The organism is Streptomyces sp. NPDC029151, from assembly GCF_055564315.1.
The window spans coordinates 1,454,751-1,481,718 of the sequence record NZ_JBVHWQ010000001.1; the positions used below are offsets into that span (position 1 = coordinate 1,454,751).

Consider the following 26,968-nt stretch of genomic DNA (forward strand, 5'->3'; position numbering starts at 1 on the left):
GACCTCCCGGCCACGACCTGAGAGACCGTGACCGCCGGGCCAACGAGAGGAAAGCCTCCCGTGCCTGCCATCCGCTCCACCTTCCTGCGCCGCGGCGCAGCCGCGCTCGTCGCACTCCCCCTGTTGACCCTCGCAGCCTGCGGCTACGGGTCCGAGTCCCAGGACGACACATCCGCCAAGGTCGCCGCCGGCGCCGAGAAGACCGACGGGCTGGGCTCCGTCAAGATCGGGTACTTCGGCAACCTCACCCACGGGACCGCGCTGGTCGGCGTGCAGAAGGGCTTCTTCCAGAAGGAGCTGGGCGCGACCGAGGTCAAGCCCGCCGTCTTCAACGCCGGGCCGTCCGAGATCGAGGCCCTCAACTCCGGTTCCATCGACATCGGCTGGATCGGCCCGTCCCCGGCGATCAACGGCTACACCAAGTCGAACGGCAAGAGCCTGAAGATCATCGGTGGTTCGGCCTCCGGCGGTGTGAAGCTGGTGGTGAACCCGGAGAAGATCAAGTCCCTGAAGGACGTCAAGGGCAAGAAGATCGCCACCCCGCAGCTGGGCAACACGCAGGACGTGGCGTTCCTCAACTGGGCCGCCGACCAGGGCTGGAAGGTCGACGCGCAGAGCGGCAAGGGTGACGTCACCGTCGTCCGCACCGACAACAAGATCACCCCGGACGCCTACCGGTCCGGCTCGGTCGACGGGGCCTGGGTGCCGGAGCCGACCGCGTCGAAGCTGGTCGCCGAGGGCGGCAAGGTGCTGCTGGACGAGTCGTCCCTGTGGCCGGACAAGAAGTTCGTCATCACCAACATCATCGTGCGGCAGGGCTTCCTCAAGGATCACCCGAAGGCGGTCGAGGCCGTTCTGAAGGCGGCCGTCGAGACCAACAAGTGGATCAACGCCCACCCGGACGAGGCGAAGGCCGCCGCGAACAAGCAGCTCGAGGCCGACTCCGGCAAGGCGCTGTCGGCGAACGTGCTGGACCCGGCGTGGAAGTCCATCCGGTTCACCGACGACCCGCTGGCCGCGACCCTCGACACCGAGGCCCGGCACGCGGTCAAGGCCGGCCTGCTGGACAAGCCGAACCTCAAGGGGATCTACGACCTCACGATCCTCAACAAGGTCCTCAAGGCCGAGGGTGCGAGCCCGGTCGACGACGCCGGCCTCGGCTCCAGCTGACGCCGGTCCCCGATGAGTCCCCAGGAGGTGACGACCATGGCCACGACCTTCGCCAAGGCCGACGAGACCGTCGACTTCGCGGCACGCCTCGAACACGTCTCGAAGTCCTTCAGCGGACCGGGCGGGCAGCAGCTCGTCCTGGACGACATCAGCATCGATGTGGCGCCGGGCGAGTTCGTCACCCTCCTGGGGGCCTCGGGCTGCGGCAAGTCCACGCTGCTGAACCTGGTGGCCGGACTGGACCGGCCGACCGCCGGGTCCATCACCACGGACGGGCGGCCCGCCCTGATGTTCCAGGAGCACGCGCTGTTCCCGTGGCTGACCGCGGGCAAGAACATCGAACTCGCCCTGAAACTGCGGGGCGTGCCCAAGCCGCTGCGCCGCGACAAGGCCGAGGAACTGCTCGAACTGGTCCGGCTGAAGGGCGCGTACGGCAAGCGGGTGCACGAGCTGTCCGGCGGTATGCGCCAGCGCGTGGCGATGGCCCGCGCGCTCGCGCAGGAGAGCAACCTGCTGCTGATGGACGAGCCGTTCGCCGCGCTCGACGCCATCACCCGGGACGTGCTGCACGACGAGCTGACCCGCATCTGGGCGGAGACCGGTGTGTCCGTGCTGTTCGTGACGCACAACGTGCGCGAGGCCGTGCGGCTCGCACAGCGCGTGGTGCTGCTGTCCTCCCGTCCGGGGCGGATCGCCCGCGAGTGGGAGGTCGACATCCCGCAGCCGCGCCGTATCGAGGACGCGCCGGTGGCCGAACTGTCCCTTGAGATCACCGATGTACTGCGTGGGGAGATCCGCCGTCATGGCCAGCACTGAGACGACGCCGGTCCAGGACGCCGGGAGCGTCGAGGCGGGCCTGGACGCGCTGGAGACCACGGCCACCGGCCGTCCGACCCTCCGGCAGACCCTCGTCAACAAGATCCTGCCGCCGGTCATCGCCATCGCGGTGGTGCTCGTGGCCTGGTACGTCCTCTACCCGGTCGTGGACGATCCGACGAAGCTGCCGTCGCCGGGCGCCGTGGCCGGCGCCTTCCAGGACGCGTGGCTCAAGGGCGACCTGGTCGGCTACATCTGGACCAGCGTCTCGCGCGGTCTGCTGGGCTTCGTCTTCGCGCTGCTCATCGGCACCCCGCTGGGTCTGGTGGTGGCCCGGGTGAAGTTCGTGCGCGCGGCCATCGGGCCGATCCTGTCCGGCCTGCAGTCGCTGCCGTCGGTGGCGTGGGTGCCGCCGGCCGTGATCTGGCTCGGGCTGAACAACTCCATGATGTACGCGGTGATCCTGCTCGGTGCCGTCCCGTCCATCGCCAACGGGCTGGTGTCCGGGGTCGACCAGGTGCCGCCGCTGTTCCTGCGGGCGGGCCGCACGCTGGGCGCGACGGGCGTGAGGGGTGTCTGGCACATCACGCTGCCGGCGGCGCTGCCCGGCTATGTGGCGGGTCTCAAGCAGGGCTGGGCCTTCTCCTGGCGTTCGCTGATGGCCGCCGAGATCATCGCGAGCTTCCCCGACCTCGGTGTGGGTCTCGGCCAGCTGCTGGAGAACGCCCGTACGGCCAGCGACATGGCCATGGTGTTCGAGGCGATCCTGCTCATCCTGTTCGTCGGCATCGCGATCGACCTGCTGATCTTCAGCCCGCTGGAGCGGTGGGTGCTGCGCAGCCGCGGCCTGCTGGTGAAGGGCTGACCATGCGCGACAGGCCCGTTCTCCTCGTCATCGCCCACGGCAGCCGCGACCCGCGGCACGCGGCGACCGTGCACGCCCTCGTGGAGCGGGTGCGGTCGCTGCGGCCGGGCCTGCGCGTGGAGACCGGGTTCCTGGACTTCAACGTCCCGTCCGTGCACGGGGTGCTGGAGTCGCTGGCGGCGGAGGGGGTGCGGGAGGTCGTCGCCCTGCCGCTGCTGCTGACCCGCGCCTTCCACGCCAAGGCCGACATCCCGGCCGTGCTGCGGGACGCGCCGGCGCGGCTGCGGATCCGGCAGGCGGAGGTCCTCGGACCGTCCCCGCTGCTGCTGACCGCGCTGGAACGGCGCCTGTACGAGGCGGGTCTGACGCCCGCCGACAAGTCCTCGACCGGGGTCGTGCTGGCCTCGGCGGGGTCCTCCGACCCGGAGGCGATCGCAGTGATCGCCGACATCGCGCGGGAGTGGTGGCACACCGGTTGGTGCGCCGTGCGGCCTGCGTTCGCCTCCGCGTCCCTTCCCCGCACCGAGGACGCGGTGGCCGAGCTGCGCGCCCTCGGCTGCGACCGGGTCGCCGTCGCGCCGTACGTCCTGGCCCCCGGTTTCCTGCCGGACCGCATCGCGCGGGGCGCGGCCGGAGCGGACGTCCTGGCCGACGTGCTGGGTGCCGCGCCGGAGGTGGCCCGGGTGCTGCTGGAACGGTACGACGCGGCCAGGCGGCCGGCTCTGGCGGCGCTCGGCGCGTGAGCGCCGTGCGAACCCGGCGCGTGAGCGCCGTGCGAACTCGGCGGCGTCGACGGCTGTGCGGCCTCCGCCGCGGGTGCGTGGTGGCCTGTCGCACGCCTGCGCGCCCCGTCGGGGGCCGCGGGGCCGGCCGGGGACTCGGTCTCGGTGGCGGGGTCCGCGTGGTGGTGCGGGCGGTGGTCCGCGTGAGCCGGAGCCCCGTGGCGGCGGGGCTCCGGCGGCTCACAGGCCGAGGGCGGTGAACATCTGCCGCGTGAAGGCGAGGCTGCCGGTGCCGGCCGAGGCCGCGATGGCGATCGTCTCCAGCGCGGAGCGGATCCGGCCCCGGTTCGGGGGCAGGCCGTCGTCGACGGACTCCTGGAACTGCGCCTGGATGATCTCGCCCTGGGGCACCAGTTCCGGGTACTCCGCGCGGAGCGTCTCGATGAGCCGCTCGGTGAGGTTCATCATGGCGGGCAGGTCGGGGTGGGCGTGGTCGGTCCGGATCTGCCCCTGGTCGCCGAAGTCGGCCGGGCCGTTGACGTTGCCGTAGTGGTAGGTGCTCATGTCCTGTTCCTCGCTTACGCTCCGGCGGCTCGGTTCCGGGCCGGAGGAGCCGTCGGGTGGAGGGGGTCACGGCTCCGGCGCGGGCCGGCCGGGTCCCCCGGGGCCTTGCCGGCCGCCCGGGAGGGCCGTCCCGTGCGTGCCGAAGTCGCTGGGGCCGCTGACGTTACCGATGCCGTGGGTCCGTGTGCCGGTGCCCCGTACGGCCTCGCGCGGGCCCGGTGTGCCGGGTGGCGTGGCCCGGGGTTCCCGCCGCCGGGGCGTCGGCGGGTCCGGTGGCGTCGAGGGGCTGCCGGGGGACTTCCCCGGTCTTGTGGCCGCTGCCGGCGAACGAACGGACGGGGGCGGGCGGCGGCGCCGGCGCACGGCAGGGCGCCCACGCGTTCCACGTCGTGCGGCACGGCCTCGGCCACGGCTTCCGCCGGGGGTGCCGTCCGTTCGGGTCTCCCGGTGGGGAGACACGCGGCGGGTACCGTGTCGCGGCCCGGGGTCCCGGTGTGGCGGACCGGGGTCCACGCGACCGTGCGGGCGCCGAGAGGGCCGAAAATCGCCACCCGTCCGAGTGACGGGTGCGCGTTGACCAGTCCCCGGAGCGCGACGAGGAGCGCGACGGGTACGGCCGTCAGGAGGCAGGCGAGCCGACGGTCGAGGGCGGCGCGCCGGAGGGTGGCCGCGCGGGCGGGCCGGGCGAGGGCGACGACGTCCATGCCGAGGCCCGGCCCCGGCGCGTCCGGCCGGTCCGCGGCGGGCACCCGGCCGGCGCACCGGGCGAAGCCGCCGTCGAGGCGCACCGGTGCGCTCGGGCGCCGGGTCGCCCCGTCCTTGCCGTACCGCGGCAACGACGGCCGTGGTCTGCCGGTCACACTCATCCGTCCGTCCCCTTCAGGCGTTCCTCGCGCCTCACCCTAGGGACGGCGCCGCGGCCGTGTCGCGGGGTTCGGTGAGGAGCGGTACCGGGAGGCGGGAGTGTGGTAACGGCCGCCGCGGTCCGGCGCTCCCCTGTGACGTCGGACCGCGGCGGCTCTTCGTTCTGCGCCGGTCGGGGCTGCCGTGTCACACGTGCGCTGCGGTCGGTCCGCCGGAGGGGCGTTTATCGGCCAACTCCGCTGCGGGCCGGCCGGGGTGGGGCGCCCGCGTGTGACGTGCCCGGGGTGGCGACGGCGGACGCGTCCGGCTCAACTGCCGTGCCGTACCGCCTCGTCGGCCAGCCGCGTCAGTTCCGGGACCGGCAGGGAACCCGCCGCCCGGTGTTCGCGGGCGAACCGGTTCGCCAGCCGTTGCAGGAGCTCGTTCAGCGGGGTGGGGACCCCGTGCAGCCGGCCGAGCAGGACGATCTCGCCGTTGAGGTGGTCCGCCTCGATGGTTCCGGTGCCCCGGACGAGGGACTGCCAGGAGGAGCCGCCGCCGCGCGGGGTCCCGTCCAGCGGGACCAGGGTGACCTTGTCGCCGCGGGCCGCGCGCTGTTCCTCCGTGCCGGCGTAGGGGATGCCGGCGGCGGCGAGCACCGCCTCGCCCTCGGCCCGCACGCGGGCCAGCAGGGACTCTGCGGCCTCGCTCGCCACGGGTCCGCTGACCGCTTCGAGGGCGTTGCCGAGGTTGCCGAGCAGCTTGGCGTACTGCCAGCGGGCCACGTCGGGCACGACGGGCGCCTCGAAGTGCGCGTCGGCGAGGTCGGCGGCGATCCGACGGGCGGTGTCGTCGGTGCCGTGCGGGATGCGGCCGAGGTGCAGGACGCCGGTGAGCGGGGCGCCGGCGGCGGAGACGACGCCGGGTTCCACGAAGGTGGACGGCAGCCAGACGCAGACGCCGTACACGTGCCGGAAGCGGCGCAGCGCCAGCCGGCCGCTCTCGACACCGTTCTGCAGGCAGACGAGGGGCAGCCGTTCGGCCGCCGTACCACCGCCGGCCACGGGCACGTCGGCCCAGCTGTCCAGGGCGGCCACGGTGTCCTGGGTCTTCACGGCGAGGAAGAGGACGTCGTCGGCGCGCAGTTCACCGAGCGGGGCCGGCCCGTCGACGGCGGGCAGACGGTACGTCGCCTCGCCCTGGGGGACGCGCAGTCGCAGTCCGTTCTCCTGCAGGGCGGCCAGGTGCCGGCCGCGGGCGACGAGCACGACCTCACGTCCGGCCTGGGCCAGCCGGCCACCGACGGTACCGCCGACCGCCCCGGCCCCGATGACGATGTAGCGCATGCAGCAGAGCCTCGCACACACGGCCGGACGCGTGGCGCCCGGGCACCCGGTGGTGGGGTGCGGGCGTCGTGCCCCGTGGGGGCGGGCACGACGTCCGCGCCGGGCGTACGCCGGGCTGCGCGAAACTCTGGCCGATCAACGGGGGGTGGTTCAACTCCCCCACGCGGCTGTGACTTGTTCAACAGGCCTTCGCCCTCTCGAAGGGGGGCCCTGTCGGCGGATCGGGCACCGGGTCCCTGAGGGGCACCCCCGAGATCCGGCGATAGGTGTAAGGGGCCACTGTCCTCCCCAGCGGTGACCCGGGCCCCTGACGGTTCACCGGACAGTACGACGAGATGGCTTTATTCCGCCCCTACCGTCGAACCGGAGCAAGCACGGAGGTGGCGGCAGGGGGCCGTCACCGCACACGAGGGGGGCAGGCCCGTCATGGGGAACACAGAGGTGCGGGTGCGGGGGCTGGCCGCCCGCGCCGGCGGCTGGAGCGCCCGGCACCGCTGGGCGGCCGTCGGCATATGGGTACTGTTCGTCGTCCTGGCGATGGGACTCGGCTCGGCGGCGGGCCGGGTCGACGTGAGCGAGAGCGACCAGCTCAAGGGCGAGACACACACCGCCGCGAAGATCATCGATGACGCCGGGATCAAGGAGCCGGCCGGGGAGACCGTCCTGCTCCAGGCGAAGGACAGTGCCGTCACGGCCGACAGCGCCCCGTTCCGCGCCGCCGTCGCCGACGTCGTGAAGGCCGTCGAGGGCACCGGTCAGGTCACCAACGTCACCTCGCCGTACGACACGCACACCGTCTCCCGCGACGGCCGCACCGCCCTGGTCCGGTTCGACCTGCGCGGTGACGCGGAGACGGCCGCCGACCGGATCCAGCCGGTGCTGGACGCCGTCACCGGAGTGCAGAAGGAGCACGGCAGCCTGCGGATCGAGGAGATCGGCGGCGCCAGCATGCAGAAGCAGTACAAGGACGCCTTCGGGAACGACTTCCAGCAGGCCGAGTACTCGGCGGTGCCGGTCGCCCTCGGCATCCTGCTGATCGCGTTCGGCGCGCTGGTGGCGGCGCTGCTGCCGGTGGCCCTCGCGATCACCGCCATCATGGCGACGATGGGCCTGATGGGCCTGGTCAGCCACCTCCAGCCGATGAGCGACACCGCCAACTCCGTGATGCTGCTGGTGGGTATGGCCGTCGGCGTCGACTACTGCCTGTTCTACCTGCGCCGCGAGCGGGAGGAACGGGAGGCCGGCCGGGACGCGGGCACCGCGCTGCGGATCGCCGCCGCCACCAGCGGGCGGGCGGTCATCGTCTCCGGTGTCACGGTGTGCGTGGCGATGGCGGGCATGCTGTTCACCGGGCTCGCCGAGTTCGAGGCGATGGGCCTGGCCTCGCTGATGGTCGTGGCGGTCGCCATGGTCGGCTCGGTGACCGTGCTGCCGGCGCTGCTGTCGCTGCTCGGCGAGCGCGTCGAGAAGGGCCGCATCCCGTTCCTGGGCCGGCGCAGGCGCCGGGGGAACGGAGAGAGCCGGTTCTGGACGGCCGTCCTGCGGGGCGTGCTGGCCAAGCCGCTGGTCTCGGTCCTCGTCGCGGCCGGCGCGCTGCTGGCGGTCGCCGCGCCCGCGCTCGGCATGAAGACGCAGCAGCTCACCCTGGACCAGGAGTTCGGCGACTCGCTGCCGATGGTGCAGACGTACAACCGCCTCAACGACGCCTTCCCGGGCGGCAGCGAACCGGCCCAGGTCGTCGTGAAGGCCAAGGACGTCAACTCCCCCGAGGTACGGGAGGCGCTGGCCGACTTCAGGAAGCAGGCGGTCGCCTCGGGCGCCTCGCGCGGCCCGGTCGACATCAAGCTGTACGACGCGCAGAACGTCGCCCTCGTCTCCGTACCGCTGGTCGGCGGCTCCGACATGGACCGGGCGACGCGGAGTCTGGAGAAGCTGCGCGACGAGGTGCGGCCCGCCACGCTGGGCAAGGTCGACGGCGTACAGGCACCGGTCACCGGTCAGGTCGCGGGCAACCACGACTTCAACGACCAGCTGATGGGCTCCGTCGTCCCGGTCTTCGTGTTCGTGGTCGTCTTCGCCTTCCTGCTGATGCTGCTGTCGTTCCGTTCGCTGACCGTCGCGATCACGTCGATCGTGCTCAACCTGCTGTCGGTGGCCGCCGCCTACGGCATCCTCGTCGCCGTGTTCCAGCACGGCTGGGGTGCCTCGCTGGTGGGTGCGCAGGGGGTGGGCGCCATCGTCACCTGGCTGCCGCTGTTCCTCTTCGTGATCCTGTTCGGGCTGTCGATGGACTACCACGTGTTCGTGGTCTCCCGGATCCGCGAGGCCCGGATGCGCGGCCGTACGACGAAGGACGCGATCCGGCACGGCGTGGTCACCACGGCCGGGGTCGTCACCAGCGCCGCGGTCATCATGGTCGCCGTCTTCGCGATCTTCGGCACGCTGTCCATGCAGTCCATGAAGCAGATGGGCGTGGGCCTGGCCGCGGCGGTGCTGATCGACGCCACGGTCATCCGCGGGGTACTGCTGCCGGCGGTGATGGCGCTGCTCGGTGAGCGCAACTGGTACCTGCCGAAGTGGCTGCACCGGCTGCCGGACCTCACCCACGACGAGGCGCCGGAGCCGGCCGCCCCGCCGGTGCCGGACCGGGGCGAGCGACTGACTGTCTGATTCCGCCCGTCGGCGCGGGGCCCGCCGGTTCCCGTGGGAACCTGCGGGCCCCGCGCGGCTTCTCTCCGTCAGGACGGACGCGACCGTACGGGGAGGACCACATGGACGAACTGGGCAGGCTGGACGCACTGGACGGGTCGTACGGACCGAACGGGCTGAGCAGGCGGGGTCTGCTGAAGGGCGCGCCGGCCGTGCCGGCGGCCGTACTGCCCGCCGCGGCCCCCGCGCACGCGGCGGCGCCCCCGGCGTTCGACGTGCTCATCGGGGACGTGAACTCCGGGAAGATCCTCCTCTTCGACCGCAACAGGCCGTTCACCGACGCCCGCGTCAAGTGGCAGCTGAACCCGGTGGGTTCGGGCCATCCGATGGAGCACCGGTTCCGCGACACGAGCGGTGACGGCGAGATCCTGCTCGCCGCGACCGGCACCCCGGACAGCGGGACGGCGAGCATCTACCGGCGCCGGGACAGGAAGCTGCTGTGGTCCGCGGACGTCCGCAACCACCCGCACGCCATCGAGCGGGCCCGCGGCACCGGTGTGGTCGTGGTGGCCGGGCGCAGCAAGGGCCCGGGGGGCGGCGAGGCCAAGGGCGGCAGCCTGCACGTCTTCCGGCCCACCGGCGGCCACAGCGGCTCCCTGGTCCGCGCGGGCTCGCCGGTCCCCTTCCACCAGGCCCACGGCCTGCTGTGGGACCCGCAGCTGGAGCGGATGTGGGCGGCGGGCGGCTCGGTGCTGACGGCGTACCGGATCGTGACGACGGCGAACTCGGCGAAGCTGGTGGAGGACACCGCCCGCCGTCTCACCGGCTTCCATCACCCGCACGACCTCCAGCCGGACCACCGGCAGCCCGGCCGGCTCCTGGTCACCGACACCAACGGTGTCCACGCGGTCGACAAGTCGACCATGCGGCCGGCCACCCTGCACACGCGCAAGCTGGTCAAGTCGTACGTCCACCACGCCTCCGACGAGCAGATGTGGACGGGCGCGGTGCCCGGCGGCAACGCCTTCGGGACGCGATACGTCCACTTCGACGTGAGCGGGGTGGCCCGGGCCCGGCAGGGCGCGGTGATCTACAAGGCCCGGCTGGACACGACCGCCTACCTCTGACGCCCGCCTAGCTCCTGTCACGGCCCGGCAGTTCGGCCTCGACGAGGTCGGCCGCCCGCCGGGTGCCGCCCTCCCGGGCCATCTGCTCCCGCACCTCCTCGAGCCGGCGGGCGACCTCCGGGTCGTCCACCAGGGCGAGGGCGGCCTCGCGGAGGCGCTCGGCGGTGGCCTCCTCCGTGGGCAGGTGCCGGGCGACCCCGAGGCCCTGGAGCATGTCGGCGTTGCCGAACTGGTCGGCCGCCTGCGGTACGGCGATCATCGGCGTGGCGGTGGCCAGCCCCTCCTGGCTGCCGCCGGCGCCCGCGTGTGTGACGAACAGGTCGGCCTGCCGCAGGATCGCCAGCTGCGGCACCCAGCCGTGCACCTCCACATGGTCCGGTACCTCGCCCACCTCGGCGCGGGTCACATGCCGGCCGACCTGCAGGACGACGTGCCAGCCGGGCAGGTCCGCGAAGGCGCGCACGCACTCGCGGTAGAACTCGGGCCGCTTGGTGAAGGCCGAGCCGAGCGACACCAGCACGACCTTCTCCGCGTCCGCGGGGCGCTGCCAGTCGCCCTGGTCGGCGCGGTCGCCCTGGCAGGCGCCGACGAAGGTGTGGACGCGCTCGTCGACCCGGTCGGCGTGCGGCTGGAGGGCCTTCGGAATGAGCACGAGGGACCGGTCCGGGCGGCCGACGAAGGAGTCCGGGTCCCGGGTGATGCCGTTCTCGGCCAGCCAGGCCTCGAACCGGGCGTAGTAGGCACGTCCGCGCTCGGTCTGCCGCGGCTCCTTCCACATCGGCTCGGCGACCTCCTCCTCGTACCCCTCCCAGGCGACGAGGTTCGGGGAGAGGGAGATCGCCGGGACGCCCCAGCGGTGGGCGAGGACGCGGGCCGGGTAGGAGGTGATGTCGTGCAGCACGAGGTCGGGGGTGTCGCCGGCGTAGGCCTCGACGAGCTGCGGCAGCGCCTGCACGGCGTCGGCCAGGAACGGTTCCACGTGGTCGAGCAGGGTGGTCCCCCAGGCCTCGGGGTCGGCGTCGGGGCCGGGCAGCGTGGACGTGTAGGGCACGGGCTCGGCACCGGTGGCGGCCACCTTGTCGGCGAAGGCCGGCGGGATGGCGTAGGTGACCCGGTGGCCCCGGGCGACGAGTTCGCGGATCACTTCGATGCTGGGGTTCACATGGCCGTGGAGGGCAGCGGAGAACATGGCGATATGGGCGGGTGCGGTGACTGTGGTCATGCCGTCGAGACTAGGTGAGACGATACGTCTCGTCTAACGCATTGCGGAGGGCGGCCCTCAGCGCTGGTACCGGGCCAGCACGAGACCGCCGTCCCTTTCGAGGCGGTCGCGCAGTGCGGCGAGGCCGATGGCGCCGCTGTAGTACTCCTGGTACGCCGGGGTGGCCACCTTGTCCTTCCACTCCGGGTAGCCGCGCACGGACTGGGCGGGCGCCGGGCGCAGCCGGGCGGCGAGGGCGGTGCCGGTGGCCCAGCCGTACCTCGCGGTGTGCAGGGCCGGGTCCTTCAGGGCCTGGGTGCCGGTGGGCAGCATCCAGTCGCCGAGGGCGAGGCGCACCATGTTCTTCGGCCGCAGCAGGAAGTCGATGAACGCGGCGGCTTCCTTCTTGTGCGGGCAGTCGGCGGACACGGACAGGGTCTGCGGGCTGACGCCCTGGGCGAGCCCGTCGGCACCCGCCGGGGGCGGCAGCACCGTCCAGTGGAAGTCCTTGGGTGCCTGCTGCGCGATCTGCTGGCGGTAGGAGAAGCCCAGCGGGACCATCGCGTACCGGCCGCCGAAGAAGCCGGGCAGGGTGTCCGAGCCGCCGCTGCCGAGCGTCGAGGCGGGCGCGCTGCGGTCGACGGCGACCTGGTCGTGGATGGTCCGCGGCACGACCGCGTCCCCGGCCCCGAACCGCACGGTCACCTTGCCGTCCGCACCCCGGTGGAAGAGCCGGCCGCCCGCCGACAGGGACAGGTTGAGCGTGGCGGAGACGGGCTCCTTCAGCGGCCAGGCCACGCCGTACCTCCCGGGCCCGCTGAGGCGCTTGGCGACCTGCCGGAACTCCGCCCAGCTCCAGGGGTGGCCGGGCGTGGGGACGCGCACCTTCGCCGCGCGCAGCCGGTCGGCGTCGGCGATCAGGACCCGGGGCTCCTGGAGGAAGGGCACGCCGTAGACGCCGCCCCCGAAGGTGGCCGTCTCCCAGCTGCTCGGCGGTATGCCGGACCTGAGCCGGGCGGGCAGCAGGTGTCCGAGATCGGCGAGGTAGCCGCCGTAGGCGAAGTCGGCGAGGTCGTCGGAGGCGTCGTGGATGACGTCCGGGGCCTCGCCGCCCTCGAAGGAGGTGAGCAGCTGGTCGTGGACGCCGTCCCAGCTTCCCTGGACGTACGCGACCCTGACGTCCGGGTGGGCGGCGTTCCACTCCGCCACCAGCTCCTTGTTGGCGGCGACGGACTCCTGCTGCCAGGCCAGGGACTGGAAGCGCAGGGTGATCGGGCCGCCGCCGGCACGGCCGCCCGGGGAGCAGCCGGCGAGCAGCAGCAGGAGTACGGCGAGGGTCGTGGCGATCGCGGTCCGCATCAGCTCTTCACCGCCCCGGCGAGCAGTCCGCCCGTGATCCGCCGCTGGAGGAGCCCGAAGAGGGCCACGGAGGGCAGGGTGGCGAGGAACGCGGCGGCGGCCAGCGGACCGAGGTCGGCGACCCCCTCCGCACCGATGAAGTGGGTGAGCACGACCGGGAGGGTCTGTCTCCCGGGACTCTTGAGCAGCACCAGCGCGAAGAAGAACTCGTTCCAGGCGGTGACGAACGCGAACAGCGCCGTCGCCGCGATGCCGGGACCCAGCAGCGGCGCCGTCACGGACACCAGGGTCCTCAGGCGCCCGGCCCCGTCGACGGCCGCCGCCTCCTCCAGCTCGGCGGGCACCGCCCGGACGTGACCGACGAGCATCCACAGCGCGAACGGCAGCGCCCACACCACGTACACCAGCGTCAGCCCGAGCAGGGAGTCGATCAGCCGCAGGTGCTTCAGCACCAGGAACAGCGGGATGATCACGAGCACGAAGGGGAACGCCTGGCTGACCACGACCCAGCCCGTGGCGGCGCGGGCCGCCCGGGTGCGGTGCCTGGCCATGACGTAGGCCATCGGGGTCGCGACGAGTACGGCGACGACGGCGGTGCCGAGCGCCACCAGCAGGGAGTTGAGGGCGGCGTGCGCCAGCGGCTGCTCCGCGAAGGCCTGCCGGACGTTGGCCAGGGTCGGCTCGCGCGGGATCCAGGCCGGGTGCAGACTGCCCAGCTCGCGCGGGGACTTGAGCGCGGTGGACAGCAGCCACAGGAAGGGGAAGGCCAGGAACAGCAAGTAGCCGAGGAGGGCGGCGTACTGGCCGGCGCGGGCGGCGCGACGGGTCCGCCTCCTCGGCGCGGGCGGCCGGCCGGGCGCGGACCGCTTCCCCGGCGCGGGCCGTCCGGACCGCGGGGGCCTCGTGTCCGTCATGCCTCGTCACCGCCCCGCAGCCGCCCCGCCAGGAACACCGCGAGCAGGACCGAGACGACCGCGACGAGCACACAGCCCATCGCCGCCGCGTAACCGAACTGGCCATAGCGGAAGGCTTCTTCGTAGGCGAAGAGCATCGGCAGCCGGGTCTTCCCGCCGGGTCCGCCGCTCGTGAGCACGTACACCAGGGCGAAGGAGTTGAGGTTCCAGATGAGCTGGAGGGCGGTGATGGCGAGGGCCACCGGTCTGAGGGCGGGCCAGGTGACGGTGCGGAAGCGGCGCCAGGCACCCGCGCCGTCGACCGCCGCCGCCTCGTGGAGTTCGCGCGGGACGTTCTGCAGTCCGGCGAGCAGGGCGACCGTGGTCTGCGGCAGGCCCGCCCAGACGCCGACGACGATGACCGCCGGCAGCGCGGTGGCCAGTCCGCTCAGCCAGTCCCGGCCGGCGCCGAGGCCGAGGTCGCGCAGGGTCTCGTTGAGGACGCCCGCGTCCGGGTTGTAGACGAGCCGCCACATGATGCCGACGACGACCTCCGGCATCGCCCAGGGCACGATCGCGAGGGCGCGGGCCAGGCCGCGCAGGCGTAGGTCCTGGTTCAGCAGCAGGGCGAGGCCCAGCGCCAGCAGGAACTGGGGGACGGTCACGCCGGCCGCCCAGACCAGTCCGATCCGGAACGACTCCCAGAAGAGGGTGTCGTGCAGCAGGTCACGGAAATTGAGGGCGCCGATCCACCGGGTGGGCGCCGTGCGGCCGGACTGGGCGTCGGTGAAGGCCAGCAGGATGCCGTAGAGCAGCGGGCCGACGCTGAAGACGAGGATCGGGACGAGGGCGGGCAGGACCAGGAACCAGGTGCCGTGACCGGTGATCCGGCGCCCGGCAGGCCGTCGCACCCGCGTCGGCGGTGTCCGCGCTTCGGTCACTGATGTCACGGAACCAGCCCCTTTGCCGGCCACGGTTGGCGTGTTCATGGTCGTAAAGGCCCGGTATCGCGTCAAGGGAGCGCGCACGGGAGCCGGGCCCGCGCACGACGGCCCACCAGGACGGATGCGAGACTGGCCGAGGACCGGACACGCGGGGAACGGGAAGACGGCACGGAGGCAGGACGATGGACGAGGCACGTGCGCGGGACGTACTGGCCGCGGCGGGAGTGCTGCCGGATCCGGCCGCCCGGGACGCACGGCTCCTGGCCCTCGGCGAGAACGCGGTGTTCGCGGCCGGCGATCTGGTGGTGAAGGTGGGCCGGGACGCCGAGCTGCTGCCGCGGGCCGAGCGCGAGCTGGCCGTCGCCGGATGGCTGGCCGAGGCCGGCGTGCCGGCGGTGCGGGCGGCCGAGCCGAAGCCGTTGCTGGTGGACGGCCGCCCGGTGACCGTGTGGCACCGGCTGCCGGACGCCGTACGGCCCGCCGAGCCGCGGGACCTGGCCGGTCTGCTGCGCGTCGTGCACGCACTTCCCTCTCCTCCCTTCGGGTTGCCGCCCCGTGAGCTGCTGGGCGGGGTGGAGCGCTGGCTGCGGCTCGCGGGTGACTCGATCGCCCCTGAGGACGCCGCGTACCTGCGCGCGCGCCGCGACGGCTTCGCGGCTCAGGCGGCGGCGCTGACGCCGCGTCTGACGCCGGGGCCCGTCCACGGCGACGCGCTGCCCCGCAATGTGCACATCGGACCGGACGGGCCGGTCCTGGTCGACCTGGAGACCTTCTCCGCCGACCTGCGCGAGCACGACCTGGTCGTCATGGCGCTCTCCCGCGACCGCTACGGGCTGCCCGCCGAGGCCTACGACGCCTTCACCGAGGCGTACGGCTGGGACGTGCGCGAGTGGGAGGGCTGTGCGGTGCTGCGGGGGGCCCGCGAGACGGCGAGCTGCGCGTGGGTGGCCCAGCACGCGCCGTCCAACCCGAAGGCGCTGGCCGAGTTCCGGCGCAGGGTGGCGTCGCTGCGGGACGGCGACGAGTCGGTGCGGTGGTATCCGTTCTGACGGCGGGCGCCCCGCCGGCCGCACGCTACGCGGGCTGGCTCTCGGTCAGCTCCCGGAGCGGCCACACCCCGTCCACGACCGCGTTCGCCTCCCCCTTGCGCCGCAGGAACGCCTGGAAGTCCGCCGCCCATTGCGCGTACCACTCGATCTGCCGCTGGTGCAGCTCGGCCGGGCCCAGGGACGCGATCTTCGGATGGCGCTCGGCTATCGCGGAGGCGAGCCGCGCCGCGGCGAGGGCGTCGGCGGTGGCGTTGTGGGCCGTGCCGAGGACTATCCCGTACTCGGCGCAGACCGCCTCCAGGTTCCGCTTACCGCGGCGGTAGCGGTCGGCCCAGCGGTCGATGGTGTACGGGTCGATGACCGGGGCGGGAGCGGCACCGCCCAGCCGGTCGGTCAGGGACGGCAGGCCGTACCTGCGCAGTTCCGCGGAGAGCAGGGTGAGGTCGAAGGCCGCGTTGTAGGCCACGACCGGGACCCCCGTCTTCCAGTACGAGACCAGGACGTCCGCGATGGCGTCGGCCACCTGGTCGGCGGGGCGGCCCTCGGCCGTCGCGCGCTCGTTGCTGATGCCGTGGACGGCGACCGCGTCGGCCGGGATCTCCACGCCCGGATCGGCCAGCCACTCCCGGCGCCCCATGGGCTCGCCGGCCCTGACCTCGATCACGGCACCCGTGACGATGCGCGCCTCGCGTGGATCGGTCCCGGTCGTCTCCAGGTCGAAGCCGATCAGCAGCTCCCGGTGCCAGCCCATGGGCGGCCCCCCTTCTTGGTGGTGCTTTCCCCCAGTGGCCTCCACCATCGCACGCGGCACTGACAATCCGAGGCCGGCCTTCCGCTTCCCGGCCCGAGCAGGCCCGGATCCCTGGCCCGAACAGGCCCGGAGCCCCGGCCCGAACAGGCCCGGAGCCACCCCGGGACAGGCACGGATTCCCAACCCGCCCGGGACGACCCCGTGCTTCACCCCCGGCAGGCTCGCAGCCGACCTCGACCAGGCACCCCGCTGGCGGCCCGAACGGGACCGAGACCGGCCCCCGCCTCCCGCCGGCCGTTCAGGACACCGGCCGCGAGTCCGCCCAGGCCAGTTCGAATTCCTCGCGGTATGTCGGGAAGAGGCCGGATTCGCCCACCTCGTTCGACTTGACCAGCCGGCTGCCGTTGCGCAGCACCAGCACCGGCGACTCCATCCCCCGCGCCCCCCGCAGATAGGACTGCACCACGGCGATGCCGTCCGCGCCGTCGCCGTCCACCAGGTAGGCGGTGAAGCGGGGCGTCTCGTCGTACACCTGGATCTGGAAGGCGTCCGGGTCGCGCAGCCGGGACCGCACCCGGCGCATGTGGAGGATGTTCATCTCCACCGAGCGGCTCAGTTCGCCCCGTTTCATCCCGAGTTCCCGCTCGCGGCGCTTGACCGAGCTGGAGGCCGGGTTGAGGAAGAGCAGCCGGACCCGGCACCCGGACTCGGCGAGCCGGACCAGGCGGCGCCCGGAGAAGTTCTGCACCAGGAGGTTGAGGCCGATGCCGATGGCGTCGAGGCGGCGGGCACCGCCGAAGATGTCCTCGGCCGGGAACTGGCGCATCAGCCGCACCCGGTCGGCGTGGACCGCGACGACGTCGGCGTACCGGTCGCCGACCAGGTCCTCGACCGCGTCGACCGGCAGCCGGCGCGCGGAGGGGACGTCACCGCCCGCGCCGAGCATCTCCAGCAGCCGGGCGGAGGCCCGCTCGGCCTGGCCGAGGACCGCCTCGGACAGGGCGCGGTTGCGGGAGACGACGTTCCGGGTCACCTCCAGCTCGTCCAGGGCGAGTTCGAGGTCCCGGCGTTCGTCGAAGTACGGCTCGAAGCACGGCCAGTGCTGCACCACCAGCTCGCGCAGCTGGGGCAGGGTGAGGAAGCTGAGCACGTTGTCGTCGGCCGGGTCGAGCAGGTAGCCCTTGCGGCGGCTGACCTCGCGCACGGCGACCGCCCGCTGCACCCACTCCTGCCCGGCCGGTCCGGCCGCGGCCACCACCCACTCGTCGCCGTGGACGGGTTCGTACACGGGCCGCAGCACAGCGGCCACGACCGCGCGCAGCCGCTGTTCCACGAGGTTCAGCCAGATGTAGGCCCGGCCGGCCCGCTGGGCGCGGGTGCGCACCTCTAGCCAGGCGTCGGCGTCCCACTCCAGCTCCGGCCCGATGGACCCCGCGTCCATCGGGCGGGCCAGGGACACCGCGCCGGGCGGGACGTCTGTGGAGTTCCCCTCGTGACCCTCGTCACCAGGAGGCAGCTCCAGCCCTCCCGAGCCCACCCGTGCACCGCCTTCCGCTCCCCCGGGCCTTTCCCGTGTCAACGATCAAGGAAGGGTACTCCGCGAGCGGCCGGCGGTGCAGCCGGATGGACAGGTCGGTTTCCCGACGGGTGTGCTCAACTACGCGGTTCCCAGTGACCGTTCTCCCATGCCAGCTCCTGGGGCGTGAGCGGATTCATAGCCGTGACGTCCCGCGGGGAGATGGAGAATCCCTGCCAGTGCACGGGCATGGGCTGCTGGTCCTCGTCCCGGGCGATGTGGTGGAAACCGACGTTCATCCAGACCACGGGGTGGGTGAGGGTCTGGCCGCCGACCCATTTGTCGACGGACTTCGGGTGGCCGGCCGCGCACTGCTGGTTGTCGCTGGCGAACAGCTCGCACTTGTCGTACTCGGTGACGTACACGTCGTGCCTGGTGAAGCTGCGCCCCGGATACCTGGTGGTGGGCCCGGGGACCAGCTCGTAGGAACGTGCGTGGCCGTCCTTGTTCTTGCCGGCCGCGCTGACCATCCGCCACCAGCGGTAGGTCTTGTAGTCGGCGGCGAGTTCCTTGCCGACCTTGGTGCGGGTGGTCTTGGCGGTCGGGCCTTCCTGGCGGCCGGAGGGGGCGCTGACGGTGGAGTCGTACTGCTCGACCTTCGTCTTCGAGGAACCGTCGAGGCCGAAGTCGAGCCGCCAGAAGATGTTGTGGCTGTGGCTGGTGGCGTAGTCCCTGGCGCCCTTGCCGATGGGCCAGCCGCGGCCGTCCTGGGCGTTGTAGTCCTCGTAGGAGAGGCTGCCGGTGGCGCCGGCGTTCATGGAGATCGTGCCGTCGTCCTGGAAGCGCCACTCGGTGATGTACTCGTACCAGCCGACCTGGTTGACCGTGTAGACCAGCAGGTCCTTGCCCTGCTGCTGGTAGGTCTTGTCCGGCTGGAAGAGGTCGTGCATCCGGTAGGCGTGGCCGCGCGAACGGGTGGTGGTGCACAGGCCCTTGACGTCGGGATGGCGCGGGTCCCCGTCCGGGACCTTGACGGTCTTGATGGTGCCGCCGGGGCATTCGGCGGGTGACAGGTCCATCAGCTCGGCGGCGAAGTCCTGGCCCGTGAGGTCGTAGTACTCGTGCTTGCCGTCGTCGTACGGGACGTGGATCTGGGCGAGTCTCGCGCTGTTGAGGACCTTGATGGGCTTGCTCTCGCCCTTGGGCTGGTAGGAGACGTTCTCCAGGACGAGGCCGGCCTTGCTGTCGTAGCGCCAGCACATCCGCCAGGTGGTGCCGGTGGAGAGCTTCTGTTCGATGGTGTACGCGGCGCTGCAGCCGGGGGCCGCCGCGGCGGGCGCGGTCTGCGGCCGGGCCGCGGCGGGTCCGGCCATCGTGGTCGCGCCAGCGGCCAGCGCGGCCAGGGTCAGTCCGACGGCCGCGGTCTTGCGCGCGGCGCGGCTCCTGACGGCGGCGCGGCCGAGGGCCCGCGGCTGGACACTCCCGGGCAGGTGCTGTTCGGGCATGAAGAGGTGACTCCCTTACCGGAGGTACGGGTGTGAAGGTCGGTCGGCGGCCGGTCAGCCGCGGTCGAGGGCGGCGGCCTTGCGGGCGCTCAGGTCGATCACGAGGTCCCGGGTGTCGATCCAGGGCCCGTTGAGGACCTTGGAGAACAGCCGCACGCACCGGTGCTCGCCGCACTTGTCGAGCACCGCGGGCTGGGCGCCCGGCGAGGCCTCGTAGATGCCGCCGCTCAGGTCCAGCTGGTCCGGAGAGGTGAGCGCCTTGCCGGTGGCGTCCTTGTAGTCCGCCCTCAGGCCCGCGCCCAGCGGGCCGGCGATCAGGACGCGGGCCGCCTCGGCGTTCTCGGCGCGGGTGGGCGGCGGCTGGACGCCGCGCTGGACGCCGGTCTGCTCGACCTTCCCGGTCTTCAGGTTGACGGTCTTGGTGACGAGTGTGTCGTTCCCGTAGTCGTAGTAGGTCACGTCGGCCCGCCGTGGCGCCCGCGGGTCGTCCGCCTCGGCGGCCTCGGGCTCGGCGAGGTCGACGCTCAGTCTCTGCGGTCCGCGGTCCCCCTCGACGTCCCGGCCCGTGGCCGAAAGCCGTCCGGCCACGGCGATCTTCTCGACGCGCCGCAGCTCGTCGTCGGTGAGCGGGTCACGGCCGGTGCCCTGCTTCTGCTCCGTGGGTGCCTGCTCCACGACGCCCGGCGGTGCGGCGTCCGGAGCCTGCCCGGTCCGCCCCGCGGCCCGCGTACCGCCGCCGGCCCCTCCGGAGTCGTCCGCACCCGCCGTGCCCGGCAGCGTGACCGCGACCATGGCGGCGGTACCCGCCGCCGCGAGGGCCGCACCGGTCAGTACTTTGCCCAGATGGCGGTGGACTTTCTCGCGCACATTTTCCCCCTACTCCCCCCTGCTCCCCGGGAGTACGTGTCTGCCCCGCATGTTCGGCGCACGGCGGGTACCAGAACCGCCGTGCGTACTGGTCACTTGATAAGAGGGCGGGTGAGCCGCGGAAGGTTGCCTCACTTTCGGACGAGAGTCGGGGCCGACACGGCCCCGGCCGGACGGCACACCTGGGAGAGTCGTCACCATGCAGGTCTGGCCTGGAGAGGCGTATCCGCTCGGCGCCACCTATGACGGCGCCGGAACCAACTTCGCGGTCTTCACGGAGGCCGCGGACCGAGTAGAGCTGTGTCTGCTGCACGACGACGGCTCGGAAACGGCGGTGGAACTGCGCGAGAGCGACGCGTTCGTGCGGCACGCGTACCTGCCGGGCGTGATGCCGGGACAGCGGTACGGGTTCCGGGTGCACGGCCCGTACGACCCCGGGCGCGGGCTGCGCTGCAACTCGGCGAAGCTGCTGCTCGACCCGTACGCGAAGGCGGTCAGCGGCGCCGTCCGGTGGGGCGAGGAGGTGTACGGCTACCACTTCGGCGCGCCGGAGGGGCGCAACGACCTGGACTCGGCGCCGCACACCATGACCTCCGTGGTGGTCAACCCGTACTTCGACTGGGGCGACGACCGGCCGCCGCGCACCGACTACCACCACACCGTGATCTACGAGGCCCACGTCAAGGGCCTCACCATGCGGCACCCGGGGCTGCCGGAGGAGCTGCGCGGCACCTACGCGGCCCTCGCCCACCCGGCGATCATCGAACACCTGACCAAGCTCGGGGTGACGGCGCTCGAACTGATGCCCGTGCACCAGTTCGTCAACGACCACCGGCTGGCCGACATGGGGCTGAGCAACTACTGGGGCTACAACACCATCGGTTTCTTCGCGCCGCACAACGCGTACGCCTCCTGGGGCGACCGCGGCCAGCAGGTGCTGGAGTTCAAGTCGGCGGTCCGGGCGCTGCACGAGGCGGGGATCGAGGTCATCCTCGACGTCGTCTACAACCACACCGCGGAGGGCAACCACTTGGGCCCGACGCTGTCCTTCAAGGGCATCGACAACCCGTCGTACTACCGGCTCACGGACGACCCGCGCTACTACATGGACACCACGGGCACCGGGAACTCGCTGCTCATGCGGTCCCCGCACGTGCTCCAGCTCATCATGGACTCGCTGCGGTACTGGGTCACCGACATGCACGTCGACGGCTTCCGCTTCGACCTCGCGGCGACGCTCGCCCGGCAGTTCCACGAGGTGGACCGGCTGTCGTCGTTCTTCGACCTGGTCCAGCAGGACCCGGTGGTCTCCCAGGTGAAGCTGATCGCCGAGCCGTGGGACGTCGGCGAGGGCGGCTACCAGGTGGGCAACTTCCCGCCCCTGTGGACCGAGTGGAACGGCAAGTACCGCGACACCGTGCGGGACCTGTGGCGGGGCGAGCCGCGCACCCTGGCGGAGTTCGCGTCCCGGCTGACCGGTTCCTCCGACCTCTACCAGGACGACGGCCGCCGCCCGCTGGCCTCCATCAACTTCGTCACCTGCCACGACGGTTTCACCCTGCACGACCTCGTGTCGTACAACGACAAGCACAACGAGGCCAACGGCGAGGACAACCGGGACGGCGAGAGCCACAACCGGTCCTGGAACTGCGGGGAGGAGGGTGAGACCGACGACCCGGAGGTGCTGCGGCTGCGGGCCCGGCAGAGGCGGAACTTCATCGCCACGCTGATGCTGTCCCAGGGCGTGCCGATGATCAGCCACGGGGACGAGTTCGCGCGCACCCAGCGCGGCAACAACAACGCCTACTGCCAGGACAACGAGCTGTCGTGGGTCGACTGGCCGGAGTCCCTGGAGAGCGACCTGCTGGAGTTCACGCGCGCGATGGTGTGGCTGCGGCGTGACCACCCCGTCTTCCGCCGGCGCCGGTTCTTCCACGGCCGCCCGGTGGAGGGCACGCACGACGACCTGTCGGACATCGCGTGGTTCACCCCGGAGGGCGCCGAGATGACACAGCGGGACTGGAACTCGGCGCAGGCGTCGGCGCTGACGGTGTTCCTGAACGGCAACGCGATCTCCGAGCCCGGTCCGCGCGGGGAGCGCATCACCGACGACTCTTTCCTGCTGATGTTCAACGCCTCGCCCGAGCCGCTGGACTTCGTGGTGCCGGTCGACCACGGCCGGCAGTGGCAGGTGGTGGTCGACACGGCCCGCCCGGAGGGGGTGCCGCCGGGCGCCGGCGCGAAGGTCGCGGCGGGCGAGCGCATCACCCTGCCGGACCGCAGCCTGACCGTGCTGCAGCGGCCGGCGTAGCGGGGTGCCGCAGCCCCGGGGGGCCTTTCTCGCGGATCGGGCCGGGTCCCGGCGGTTGCCCGCCGGGCGTCCCGAGCACGTTCCGGGAGAGAGGCCCTCAGGGGGGCCGCGCGTCCCGCACGCGCGCGTGGAGGGCCTTTCCCGGCGCCGCCGCGTAGCGCCGTCGGGCGCACCGTGAGGGCGGACACGAAGGCGAGGCCGACGGCCGTGCTCGCCGCCGCGGAGGCCGCCCAGGGGCCGTGGGCCTCCGCGAGGCGCCCGGTGACGGCGACGGCGACGGCGAGGGCGACGGCCGGGGCCTGACCGCCGGCGAGGGCGCTCGTGGCCCCGGCCGTCGCCTCGGCCGGGCGGGCGGCGCTACCGCGCGCTCCAGGGGCCGGCCGGGGCGCCGCGTGGTCCCACGCGTGGCCCGCGCCGTCCGTCGCCCCGAGGCCGGACACGGTGATCAGGTGCCGGGGCGCAGGCGACACCCGGGACGGTCACGACGGCGTACAGGCCGCACAGGCCGCTCGTGCCCGGCAGCGGCAGGCAGAGCGCGCGGCCGGCGGCGGTCGACGGCCGCCACCGCGTCCGGGACCCCACCCGCTCCGGTACGGCGGCCATGGCGAGCCCCGCCACGGCGCTCATCACCCCCATGGCGGCGTGCACGAACCCGGCCTGGTCCTGCTGTCCGAGCCGGGGGCCGAGCGCCGTGATCCCGGCCTGGCAGACCCCGGACACGGCGCCCTGGAGGGCCGGCGCGCGGTGAACAGGGCGGGAAGGCAGCGGGCCGAGGGCATGTCCGGCCCCGCTGCCGGGCGGGGGGCGGGCCCCGGGCGTCCGGCCCAGGTCCAGGCGGGTGCGGGCCTGGCCGTCCGGACGCGGCCGCGCCGCCCGGACGGGGCGCCACGCGCGCGCGTGCCACCGCCCGGGCCGGCCGGTGGAGGGCGAACGCGCTGCCGCAGAGGGCCGCCAGTGCTGCCGCGGCGGCCATCGCGTGGGCCGGGTGGGCGAGTACCACGGCCAGGCCGACGAGCGCGGGGCCGAGGACGAACGACGGCTCGTCCAGGGCGCTCTCGAAGGAGAGGCCCTCGCCGACGACGGTCATAGGGACGTCGGCACGGCGGGCGAGCGCGGGCAGCCGGGCGCGCGCCGGCGGACCGACGAGCGGCACGGGGGCGCCCGCGGCGGCCCCCCGGAGGGCCAGGACGGGCGCCGGCAGCCCGGCGAGCGCGCCGGTGACGGGCGCGGCCGCGGAGAGGGCGTTGGCGAGCGAGAACGCGAGCACCACCGGCCGCCGGCCGTGCCGGTCCGCGAGCCGCCCCACCAGCGGTCCGCAGGCCGCCTGACCGACCGAGTGCGCCGCCGGTTGGTCCGGCCGCGCCGGGGGCCACTCGTGCGGGCGACGAGCAGCACGCCGCCGAACCGGAGGGTGGCCGCAGGCAGCCGCCCCGGGAACGACACGCACGGCGGCAGCGGCCCCGTCGGCCCGGTCACCCGCCGGTGGGTGTCCCGGGTGCCGTGCCGTCCCGGTCCCGCCGTCGTCCCGATCGCCCGAACGTGGACACGCGCGCGTGATCCGGGCGGCGGCCGATGACACGAAAGCCGGTGAGCGGGGTACGTAGGTTCCCATGACTTCTGCGCGATCCGGACCGGGGGTGCCCACGGCCACCTACCGACTGCAGCTCCAGCCCGCGTTCCCGTTCGCCGCCGCCGAAGCGGCCGTACCGTACCTGGCGTCGCTCGGCGTCTCGCACCTGCACCTGTCACCCGTCCTGGAGGCCGTGCCGGGCTCCGCGCACGGCTACGACGTCGTGGACCCCACGCGCGTGCGCGAGGAGCTGGGCGGCGAGGAGGGGCTGCGCGCGCTCGCGCGCACCGCGCGGGAGCACGGCCTCGGCCTGGTGGTGGACATCGTGCCGAACCACATGGCGCTGTCGCCCCGGCACAACCGCGCCCTGTGGGAGGTGCTGCGCGAGGGACCCGGTTCGCCGTACGCGCGCTGGTTCGACATCGACTGGGAGGCGCAGGGCGGCCGGGTGCTGCTGCCGGTGCTCGGCGCTCCGGTCGGCTCGGAACTCGCCCACCTCGTGGTCGACGGTGACGTGCTGCGCTACCACGACCACGTCTTCCCGCTCCGCCCGGGCACCGAGCACCTGCCGCTTCCGCAGCTGCTGGACGCCCAGTGGTACCGCCCGGTGTGGTGGCGGCTGGCCCGTACCGAGCTGAACTACCGGCGGTTCTTCAGCATCTCGGAGCTGATCGGGCTGCGGGTGGAGGACCCGGAGGTGTTCGACGCCACCCACGGCACGATCCTGCGGCTGCTGGCGGAGGGCGTGGTCGACGGGCTGCGGATCGACCACCCCGACGGACTCGCCGACCCCGACGGCTACCTGGCGCGGCTGCACGAGGCGACCGGCGGACGCTGGACGGTGGTGGAGAAGATCCTCGCCGACGGCGAGCACCTGCCGGCCTCCTGGCCGGTCGCGGGCACCACGGGCTACGACGCCCTGCGGCACGTCGACGGCCTGTTCACGGACCGCACCGGGGCGTACGAACTGCTGGGCCGATACCGGGCGTTCGCGGCGCCGCAGACGGACCGGGGCGGCAACTGGGAGGCCACGGTACGGCGGGCCGCGTACAAGGTGCTCACCCATGAACTGGCCACCGAGACGGACCGGCTCACCCGGGTGGCGGCCCGGCTGTGCGCCGCCTCGCCCGATCTGTCGCTGCGTGACCGGGCGCCCTGGGCGCTGCGTACGGCCGTGGAGGAGCTGCTGGTCCGGATGCGGGTCTACCGGCCGTACGCCTCCGGTGACGCCTCGGCCGTGGTCACCGAGGAGGCCGCCGAGGAGGCCCGGCTGGCGTTCGTGGTGCCGGAGGAGGCCGAGGCCGTCGGCATCGTGCGCCGGCTGCTCGTGGAGCCGCCCGGCGAGGTGTCGACACCGGACCACGCCGACCGGGTGGAGTTCCGCACCCGGTTCGCGCAGACCGCGTCGGCACTGCGCGCCAAGTCGGTGGAGGACACGGCCTTCTACCGCTACGTGCCGTTGCTGTCGACAGCCGAGGTGGGCGGCGACCCGGGCAGCCCGGGTGTGTGGCCGGAGGAGTTCCACGCGTACTGCGCGCGCGTGCAGCGCGACTGGCCGCTGACCGGCACGGTCGTCTCCACGCACGACACCAAGCGCAGCGCGGACGTGCGGGCCGCGCTGGCCGTGCTCACCGAGTGCCCCGACCGGTGGGCGAAGTTGCTCGCCGAGGTCACTCTGGCCGAGGAGGGCGTGCCGGACGGGCAGCTGGCGTGGGCGGCGTGGCAGACGGTGTTCGGCCTGGGTCCCGCGGAGGAGGAGCGGGTCCAGGCGGCGCTGCTGAAGCACGTGCGCGAGGCGGGCATGTACACCAGCTGGACGGAGCAGGAACTGCCGTACGAGGAGGCCGTGGCGGCCTTCGTCGCGGCGGGGCCGTGCGGGCCACCCGGTGAGCGTGTGGCCGCGTTCCGCAAGGCGCTGGACCCGTACGTCCGGGCCAATGTCCTCGGCACCGCGCTGGTCCACCTGACGATGCCCGGGGTGCCGGACGTGTACCAGGGCACGGAGGGCGAGTTCCGGGCGCTGGTGGACCCGGACAACCGGCGGCCGGTGGCCTTCCCGCCGGAGGCACCCGGTGAGAAGGACGCGGTGACGGCGGCGGCGCTGCGGCTGCGGGCCCGGCGACCGGCCGCGTTCGGGGCGGGCGCGACGTACGACCCGCTGGCCGCCGAGGGCCCGGCGGCCGAGCACTGCCTCGCCTTCGCGCGTTCCGGTGAGGCGGTCACGGTGGTGACCCGGCTGTCGCTGCGGCTGGCGGAGGCGGGCGGCTGGCGGGAGACGCGGCTGCCGCTGCCGCCCGGCCGGTGGGCGGACACGCTCGTCCCCGGCCGGGAGTTCACCGGGGACGTGCCCGTGGCGGACCTTCTGGACCGGCTGCCGGTGGCCCTGCTGGAGCGGGTCGCGGAGGACTGAGCGGGCCGAAGGGGCGGGTGGCCACCGGCCGAAGGGGCGGGTGGCCACCAGCGGAAGGGGGCGGACGGCCACCAGCCGAAGGGGTCGGGCCGCTGCGGGCCGAAAAGGTCGGGCGGCTCGGGTGCCGTAGGAGTTCGGTGGCCCTACGCCGAAGAAGTCGGGCGGCCCGGGGGGCGAGGGACTCGGGTGGCCCCACGCCGAAAAGGTCGGACGGCCCCTGGCCGAAGGAGCCAGGCGCCACGAGCCGAAGAGGTCGGACGACCCGGCCGTAGAAGTCCGGTAGCCCCACATCGAAGAAGTCGAGCGGCCCGGGGGCCGAGGAAGGCCGGACGACCCGGCCGTAGAAGTCCGGTAGCCCCACGCCGAAGAAGTCGGGCGGCCCGGGGGCCGAAGCACTCGGGTGGCCCCACGCCGAAAAGGTCGGACGGCCCCTGGCCGAAGGAGCCAGGCGCCACGAGCCGAAGAGGTCGGACGACCCGGCCGTAGAAGC

20 protein-coding genes are annotated in these 26,968 nt (G+C 73.4%); 9 read left to right on the top strand and 11 right to left on the bottom strand.

Features of this window, described 5'->3' with window-relative positions; translation table 11 throughout:
* Window positions 1-60 precede the first annotated feature (60 nt).
* Genes ACZ4VF_RS05880 through ACZ4VF_RS05895 form a run of 4 tightly spaced genes read left to right on the top strand, consistent with a single transcriptional unit; the run spans window position 61 to window position 3,594 of the window.
* Window positions 61-1,170, top strand: a complete 1,110-nt coding sequence (locus tag ACZ4VF_RS05880) for an aliphatic sulfonate ABC transporter substrate-binding protein (protein WP_467923386.1) — start codon at window positions 61-63, stop codon at window positions 1,168-1,170.
* 12 nt (window positions 1,171-1,182) lie between these two features.
* A complete protein-coding gene (locus tag ACZ4VF_RS05885) occupies window positions 1,183-1,986 on the top strand; it encodes an ABC transporter ATP-binding protein (protein WP_467923387.1) in 804 nt (267 codons plus the stop codon).
* A complete protein-coding gene (locus ACZ4VF_RS05890; protein WP_467923388.1) occupies window positions 1,973-2,851 on the top strand; it encodes an ABC transporter permease in 879 nt (292 codons plus the stop codon). Before ACZ4VF_RS05885 ends, ACZ4VF_RS05890 begins: the two co-directional genes overlap by 14 nt.
* 2 nt (window positions 2,852-2,853) lie before the next feature.
* Window positions 2,854-3,594, top strand: a complete 741-nt coding sequence (locus ACZ4VF_RS05895) for a sirohydrochlorin chelatase (RefSeq protein WP_467923389.1) — start codon at window positions 2,854-2,856, stop codon at window positions 3,592-3,594.
* A 219-nt stretch (window positions 3,595-3,813) separates the two neighbouring features.
* Here the strand turns inward: ACZ4VF_RS05895 and ACZ4VF_RS05900 are convergent, their stop codons facing one another.
* On the bottom strand, window positions 3,814-4,137 hold the full coding sequence (locus ACZ4VF_RS05900; protein ID WP_467923390.1) for a hypothetical protein: 324 nt from the start codon (window positions 4,135-4,137) through the stop codon (window positions 3,814-3,816).
* 1,172 nt (window positions 4,138-5,309) lie between these two features.
* On the bottom strand, window positions 5,310-6,326 hold the full coding sequence (locus tag ACZ4VF_RS05905; protein ID WP_467923391.1) for a ketopantoate reductase family protein: 1,017 nt from the start codon (window positions 6,324-6,326) through the stop codon (window positions 5,310-5,312).
* Window positions 6,327-6,752: 426 nt separating this feature from the next.
* On the opposite strand from ACZ4VF_RS05905, the gene ACZ4VF_RS05910 reads away from it, so the two are divergent.
* Both ACZ4VF_RS05910 and ACZ4VF_RS05915 read left to right on the top strand, forming a co-directional pair.
* Window positions 6,753-8,996, top strand: a complete 2,244-nt coding sequence (locus tag ACZ4VF_RS05910; protein ID WP_467923392.1) for an MMPL family transporter — start codon at window positions 6,753-6,755, stop codon at window positions 8,994-8,996.
* 101 nt (window positions 8,997-9,097) lie between these two features.
* Window positions 9,098-10,102: a hypothetical protein gene (locus tag ACZ4VF_RS05915; RefSeq protein ID WP_467923393.1), complete on the top strand. Its 1,005-nt coding sequence runs from the start codon at window positions 9,098-9,100 to the stop codon at window positions 10,100-10,102.
* 7 nt (window positions 10,103-10,109) lie between these two features.
* Here ACZ4VF_RS05915 and mgt read toward each other — a convergent pair whose 3' ends face one another.
* From mgt to ACZ4VF_RS05935, 4 genes are read right to left on the bottom strand one after another with little or no spacing between them, the layout of a single operon-like run.
* On the bottom strand, window positions 10,110-11,324 hold the full coding sequence (mgt, locus tag ACZ4VF_RS05920) for a macrolide-inactivating glycosyltransferase (RefSeq protein WP_467923394.1): 1,215 nt from the start codon (window positions 11,322-11,324) through the stop codon (window positions 10,110-10,112).
* Window positions 11,325-11,381: 57 nt separating this feature from the next.
* Complete coding sequence (locus ACZ4VF_RS05925) at window positions 11,382-12,662, bottom strand: ABC transporter substrate-binding protein (RefSeq protein ID WP_467923395.1); 1,281 nt, start codon at window positions 12,660-12,662, stop codon at window positions 11,382-11,384.
* On the bottom strand, window positions 12,662-13,576 hold the full coding sequence (locus ACZ4VF_RS05930; RefSeq protein WP_467923396.1) for a carbohydrate ABC transporter permease: 915 nt from the start codon (window positions 13,574-13,576) through the stop codon (window positions 12,662-12,664). The genes ACZ4VF_RS05925 and ACZ4VF_RS05930 overlap by 1 nt, the downstream gene beginning before the upstream one ends.
* Window positions 13,573-14,505: a carbohydrate ABC transporter permease gene (locus tag ACZ4VF_RS05935; RefSeq protein WP_467923397.1), complete on the bottom strand. Its 933-nt coding sequence runs from the start codon at window positions 14,503-14,505 to the stop codon at window positions 13,573-13,575. Before ACZ4VF_RS05935 ends, ACZ4VF_RS05930 begins: the two co-directional genes overlap by 4 nt.
* Window positions 14,506-14,681: 176 nt before the next feature.
* Here ACZ4VF_RS05935 and ACZ4VF_RS05940 point away from each other — a divergent pair, with 176 nt between their 5' ends.
* Window positions 14,682-15,548, top strand: a complete 867-nt coding sequence (locus tag ACZ4VF_RS05940; protein ID WP_467923398.1) for a phosphotransferase enzyme family protein — start codon at window positions 14,682-14,684, stop codon at window positions 15,546-15,548.
* A gap of 25 nt (window positions 15,549-15,573) precedes the next feature.
* Here ACZ4VF_RS05940 and ACZ4VF_RS05945 read toward each other — a convergent pair whose 3' ends face one another.
* The 4 genes from ACZ4VF_RS05945 to ACZ4VF_RS05960 all read right to left on the bottom strand — a co-directional run bounded on the left by ACZ4VF_RS05945 (window position 15,574) and on the right by ACZ4VF_RS05960 (window position 20,187).
* A complete protein-coding gene (locus tag ACZ4VF_RS05945; RefSeq protein ID WP_467923399.1) occupies window positions 15,574-16,299 on the bottom strand; it encodes an exonuclease domain-containing protein in 726 nt (241 codons plus the stop codon).
* A gap of 298 nt (window positions 16,300-16,597) precedes the next feature.
* Window positions 16,598-17,836, bottom strand: coding sequence for an SAV2148 family HEPN domain-containing protein (locus tag ACZ4VF_RS05950; protein WP_467923400.1), 1,239 nt, complete (start codon window positions 17,834-17,836; stop codon window positions 16,598-16,600).
* A gap of 116 nt (window positions 17,837-17,952) precedes the next feature.
* Complete coding sequence (locus ACZ4VF_RS05955) at window positions 17,953-19,320, bottom strand: copper amine oxidase (protein ID WP_467923401.1); 1,368 nt, start codon at window positions 19,318-19,320, stop codon at window positions 17,953-17,955.
* Window positions 19,321-19,374: 54 nt separating this feature from the next.
* Window positions 19,375-20,187, bottom strand: a complete 813-nt coding sequence (locus tag ACZ4VF_RS05960) for a Tat pathway signal sequence domain protein (protein ID WP_467923402.1) — start codon at window positions 20,185-20,187, stop codon at window positions 19,375-19,377.
* 199 nt (window positions 20,188-20,386) lie between these two features.
* On the opposite strand from ACZ4VF_RS05960, the gene glgX reads away from it, so the two are divergent.
* Entirely contained in the window at window positions 20,387-22,498 is a 2,112-nt protein-coding gene (glgX, locus tag ACZ4VF_RS05965; RefSeq protein WP_467923403.1) for a glycogen debranching protein GlgX, read from the top strand.
* 357 nt (window positions 22,499-22,855) lie between these two features.
* Here glgX and ACZ4VF_RS05970 read toward each other — a convergent pair whose 3' ends face one another.
* Window positions 22,856-23,218 (bottom strand): hypothetical protein, encoded by a 363-nt coding sequence (locus tag ACZ4VF_RS05970; protein ID WP_467923404.1) that lies wholly within the window; start codon window positions 23,216-23,218, stop codon window positions 22,856-22,858.
* Window positions 23,219-24,108: 890 nt separating this feature from the next.
* On the opposite strand from ACZ4VF_RS05970, the gene treY reads away from it, so the two are divergent.
* Window positions 24,109-26,478 (top strand): malto-oligosyltrehalose synthase, encoded by a 2,370-nt coding sequence (gene treY / locus ACZ4VF_RS05975; protein WP_467923405.1) that lies wholly within the window; start codon window positions 24,109-24,111, stop codon window positions 26,476-26,478.
* The last annotated feature ends 490 nt before the right edge of the window (window positions 26,479-26,968 follow it).

Excerpts from the sequence above, each read along its gene's own strand:
- ACZ4VF_RS05885 (WP_467923387.1), top strand. The coding sequence starts at position 1,183 with ATGAGTCCCCAGGAGGTGACGACCATGGCCACGACCTTCGCCAAGGCC.
- ACZ4VF_RS05890 (WP_467923388.1), top strand. The coding sequence starts at position 1,973 with ATGGCCAGCACTGAGACGACGCCGGTCCAGGACGCCGGGAGCGTCGAG.
- ACZ4VF_RS05895 (WP_467923389.1), top strand. The coding sequence starts at position 2,854 with ATGCGCGACAGGCCCGTTCTCCTCGTCATCGCCCACGGCAGCCGCGAC.
- ACZ4VF_RS05900 (WP_467923390.1), bottom strand. The coding sequence starts at position 4,137 with ATGAGCACCTACCACTACGGCAACGTCAACGGCCCGGCCGACTTCGGC.
- ACZ4VF_RS05905 (WP_467923391.1), bottom strand. The coding sequence starts at position 6,326 with ATGCGCTACATCGTCATCGGGGCCGGGGCGGTCGGCGGTACCGTCGGT.
- ACZ4VF_RS05910 (WP_467923392.1), top strand. The coding sequence starts at position 6,753 with ATGGGGAACACAGAGGTGCGGGTGCGGGGGCTGGCCGCCCGCGCCGGC.
- ACZ4VF_RS05915 (WP_467923393.1), top strand. The coding sequence starts at position 9,098 with ATGGACGAACTGGGCAGGCTGGACGCACTGGACGGGTCGTACGGACCG.
- mgt (WP_467923394.1), bottom strand. The coding sequence starts at position 11,324 with ATGACCACAGTCACCGCACCCGCCCATATCGCCATGTTCTCCGCTGCC.
- ACZ4VF_RS05925 (WP_467923395.1), bottom strand. The coding sequence starts at position 12,662 with ATGCGGACCGCGATCGCCACGACCCTCGCCGTACTCCTGCTGCTGCTC.
- ACZ4VF_RS05930 (WP_467923396.1), bottom strand. The coding sequence starts at position 13,576 with ATGACGGACACGAGGCCCCCGCGGTCCGGACGGCCCGCGCCGGGGAAG.
- ACZ4VF_RS05940 (WP_467923398.1), top strand. The coding sequence starts at position 14,682 with ATGGACGAGGCACGTGCGCGGGACGTACTGGCCGCGGCGGGAGTGCTG.
- ACZ4VF_RS05945 (WP_467923399.1), bottom strand. The coding sequence starts at position 16,299 with ATGGGCTGGCACCGGGAGCTGCTGATCGGCTTCGACCTGGAGACGACC.
- ACZ4VF_RS05955 (WP_467923401.1), bottom strand. The coding sequence starts at position 19,320 with ATGCCCGAACAGCACCTGCCCGGGAGTGTCCAGCCGCGGGCCCTCGGC.
- glgX (WP_467923403.1), top strand. The coding sequence starts at position 20,387 with ATGCAGGTCTGGCCTGGAGAGGCGTATCCGCTCGGCGCCACCTATGAC.
- treY (WP_467923405.1), top strand. The coding sequence starts at position 24,109 with ATGACTTCTGCGCGATCCGGACCGGGGGTGCCCACGGCCACCTACCGA.